Source organism: Haloferax sp. s1 (genome assembly GCF_058382125.1).
The window spans coordinates 1-1025 of sequence record NZ_JBZRPK010000097.1 but is presented as its reverse complement, the minus strand read 5'-3'; the positions used below and the strand labels follow the sequence as shown (position 1 = coordinate 1025).

The following is a 1025-nucleotide window of genomic DNA, read 5'->3' as shown; positions in this document are numbered from 1 at the left end:
TCGTCGTATGGCGGTTCGGGTTCTTCGGTCCCCTCGTCAGCATCACGTCGACGGGGCGGCGGCGGACCGGGGGCCCGGGGGCGGGGTCCGACCCGTCGAAGGCCCGCCGCCGCCCGCGCACCCGCGCTTCGTTGGCCCCCCCCCCGGAGAGCCCGCGGGAGGGCGCGTCGGTGGTGGCCGCGGAAACCCCCGTGCCGGCCAAAATAGTATGGGAGAGTGTTTGTGTTCCCCCCGGAAACCCGTCGTCGGGTGGCCCCCAAACGCCCGGGGGGGGGGGGGCCCGCCATACCTGTACCGCCCCAACAACGATGGCGACGACGACCGGGATGACGACGGCGTTGAGCGCCCGCGGTCCGAACGCGACGGCGTTCACCACCCCGAGTACGACGACTACCAGCGCGACCCAGCCACGGCGAGTCAGTCTCATTCGACCGGGGTGTACTCGACCGCTCGTTCGACCACATCAACCCCGGATTCGCCACTCGTCGTCCGAATGCGGTGCGCCCAGACGCTCCGAACCTCGCGCTGTACGTCGTCGGGAACGACGTAGTCGCGGGCGTCGAGCGCGGCGCGGGCCTGCGCGGCGCGGATGAGCGCAATCGAGCCGCGCGGACTCACGCCGAGATGTGCGCGTTCTCGGGTGTCGGCGGCGAGTCGCGAGACGTAGCGCCGAACGGGTTCGCTCACGGTTACGCCGAGGATGGTCTCACGGGCGTCTCGAACGTCGGCCGCTGTTGCGACTGGTTCAAGCGACTCTATCGGATGATGGCCGGAAACGCGGCCGAGTAGTTCGGTCTCTTCGGCTTCGTTCGGATAGCCCAGATGAATCTTCTTCATGAACCGGTCGAGTTCGGCCAACGGGAGGTCGTAGGTTCGGTCGGGTTCGACGTCGTTCTGTGTCGCGATGACCGTGAAGGGGTCGGGAACCCGTCGTGTGACGCCGTCGACGGTGACCTGCAACTCCTCCATTACTTCGAGGAGCGCGGCCTGCGTCTTCGGCGTCGCGCGGTTTATCTCGTCGGCGA

General features: G+C 68.4%; 1 protein-coding gene and 1 pseudogene. Both read right to left on the bottom strand.

Annotated features, from left to right (window positions below):
* Positions 1–427 (bottom strand): annotated as a pseudogene (locus QT222_RS00670) (hypothetical protein); the annotation flags it as partial.
* A partial coding sequence (locus QT222_RS00665) for an AAA family ATPase (RefSeq protein WP_491475972.1) occupies positions 424–1025 on the bottom strand: 602 nt, incomplete at its 5' end. The pseudogene QT222_RS00670 and the gene QT222_RS00665, both read right to left, overlap by 4 nt.